This window comes from Aequoribacter sp. (assembly GCF_965659035.1).
Taxonomy (GTDB): domain Bacteria; phylum Pseudomonadota; class Gammaproteobacteria; order Pseudomonadales; family Halieaceae; genus Aequoribacter.
In genome coordinates this window covers 1-2,338 of record NZ_CBFHWH010000150.1, presented here as the reverse complement: position 1 = coordinate 2,338, position 2,338 = coordinate 1, and the positions used below count along the sequence as shown (strand labels likewise).

The following is a 2,338-nucleotide window of genomic DNA, read 5'->3' as shown; positions in this document are numbered from 1 at the left end:
AACGCCTCCAGCTTCCAGTCGTTCTCTGAACTGACTTGAGCAATGTGAAACAACGCATCGCCTTCGTACGCCAGAGGCAAATTGGTCCTGCCAATCACAATACCCGTTTGATCGGCAACCACCGCGACCTCTTGTGTACCCAAAGGATCGGCAATAATACCGATCACTTGGCCTTCTTCGACTAACTCACCCAGCGAGACCAATACCCGCAGCACACCGCTATCCGGCGCGCGAACCCAAGCGGTTTTTTCACTGATCATAGGTGGTTTGGTTTTACCGCGACTTTTGCGCAACATACCAATGTGACGCATGACATTCAAAATACCTTTGACACCGGCGCGGATGTAAATTTCGTCAAAACGCAGAGCCTCGCATGACTCGTATAACAAGACGGGAACACCCTTCTCAGCCGCAGCTTGTCGTAACGAGCCATCTCGAATTCGGGCGTTAATCGCAATGGGCGCACCAAAAGCATTGGTCATAGCCAGCGTTTCGGGGTCAAGCAGATTCGCGCGAATTTGCGGAAAGTTACTGCGGTGTCGGGCACCCGTATGCAAATCGATACCGTGAGTACAATGCGCAACGATCTCGCTCATAAAGGTTTCGGCAATCCGCGCTGCCAAGGACCCGCTCGCGGAGCCGGGGAAGCTGCGATTTAAATCGCGCCCATCGGGGAGCTCACGCGTTTGATTCACAAACCCGTAAACATTGACAATAGGAATGGCAATTAAGGTACCGCGCAGTTTATCCAGCATGCGGCTCATCAACAGCCGACGGATAATCTCCACCCCGTTAATCTCATCGCCATGAATAGCGGCACACACAAACAAGGTTGGGCCAGGACGCCTGCCCCGCACCACGTTAATGTTCAAACTCAAGCTGTCTTGCGTGTAAACCGGGGCGACCGGGATGTTCACGATCTGACGCGTATTTGGGAGTATCTCGACTCCGCCGATCACCATTGGCCCTGCCATCTATCTCCTTCTAACAAGCACAGCGTGCTGTAAAGACAAGGTAAATACTTCTTTTTCACCCTCCGCGCTCTGCGGCGACTTGGGTCTTGATACTAACATCTGCCAGCGCGCGACATATCCAGAGCGCTGCTATTGTGTTTCGAACGCGACGTCTCTAACCTTTAGCGTGTCCACGCAAGGTTAAAGGTTTGGCGTGCTCTTCAACAAACCGAATAATCTTATTCGCCACATTAATACCCGTCGATTCTTCGATACCACGCAAGCCGGGCGATGAATTCACCTCCATCACCAAGGGCCCGCGCGCACTGCGAAGAATATCAACCCCTGCTACGTGTAAGCTCATCGCTTGAGCCGCTTTAATTGCTGTGCGTCTCTCGGTAGGTGTTAACTTGGTTACCTCAGCCGAACCACCGCGGTGCAGGTTGGAACGAAACTCACCGCTTTGCGCTGTACGTTCCATGGCGGCGACGACTTTACGACCAATTACAAAACAGCGCACATCAGAACCGCCGGCCTCTTTAATAAACTCCTGCACCAAGAAATCTGCCTTAAGCTCACAAAAAGCATCGATCACCGACTCCGCCGCTTTTATGGTCTCGGCTAACACGACACCTCGGCCTTGCGTGCCCTCTAACAGCTTCACCACCAACGGCGCACCACCCACCAGCTTGATCAGTTCACGCGTATTGTGCACATCGTGCGCAAAACCGGTTTTTGGCATTCCAATACCCTTGCGTGACAAGAGCTGCAAGGCGCGCAGCTTCGAGCGAGAGCGGCCCAGAGGAATAGACCCCGTCAAGCAATACACCCCCATCATCTCGAACTGGCGAATGACAGCCGCACCGTAGGTCGTCACTGACGCCCCAATACGGGGAATGACGGCGTCGTACCCTTCAAGCTTTTCACCCTCGTACCAAATCGCCGGATTCGAGCTAGTAATATCCATGTAGCACTTCATGTGGTCGATCACACGCACTTCGTGATGACGTGCCTGCGCCGCCTCGACCAGCCGGCGAGTGCTGTACAAACGGGGGTTGCGGGAAAGAATTGCGATTTTCATGTATCTCTCTAATGTGTGTGCCCGAACGAAGGCTCGGGAGGGTTGCTTGCGTCAACCGATGCTTAGCATTGTCGCATAGGACCTAGTTTTCACCTAGCGCGCGGAAGGCGTGAATTTTGCGCTAAGTCTGCGAGTTGTTCACCACGAAAATGCGGCGTAGCGTCTGATTGAGCCAAGCGGCTGCAGCCTGTTTCGCGCGGAACGTCACGCGACAGGACGTCGCGTGCGTAGCGTGCCACGGATGGCCCTGCAGCGGTCCGCAAGAAATTGGCTGAGACGTGACGGCGGGGCGTTAAACATTTAT

General features: G+C 53.9%; 3 protein-coding genes. All 3 read right to left on the bottom strand.

Translation table 11 applies throughout. The annotated features are described in order from the left end of the window. The coding region (locus tag ACTF5Z_RS11900; RefSeq protein ID WP_438985824.1) for a succinylglutamate desuccinylase/aspartoacylase family protein at window positions 1–974 on the bottom strand (974 nt) is incomplete at its 3' end. 154 nt (window positions 975–1,128) lie between these two features. Next, window positions 1,129–2,034 carry a 30S ribosomal protein S6--L-glutamate ligase gene (gene rimK, locus ACTF5Z_RS11895; RefSeq protein ID WP_423854742.1) on the bottom strand — a complete coding sequence of 302 codons (906 nt, stop codon included), beginning with the start codon at window positions 2,032–2,034 and terminating at the stop codon, window positions 1,129–1,131. Between the two features lie 89 nt (window positions 2,035–2,123). Then, a partial coding sequence (locus tag ACTF5Z_RS11890; protein ID WP_438985823.1) for a hypothetical protein occupies window positions 2,124–2,338 on the bottom strand: 215 nt, incomplete at its 5' end.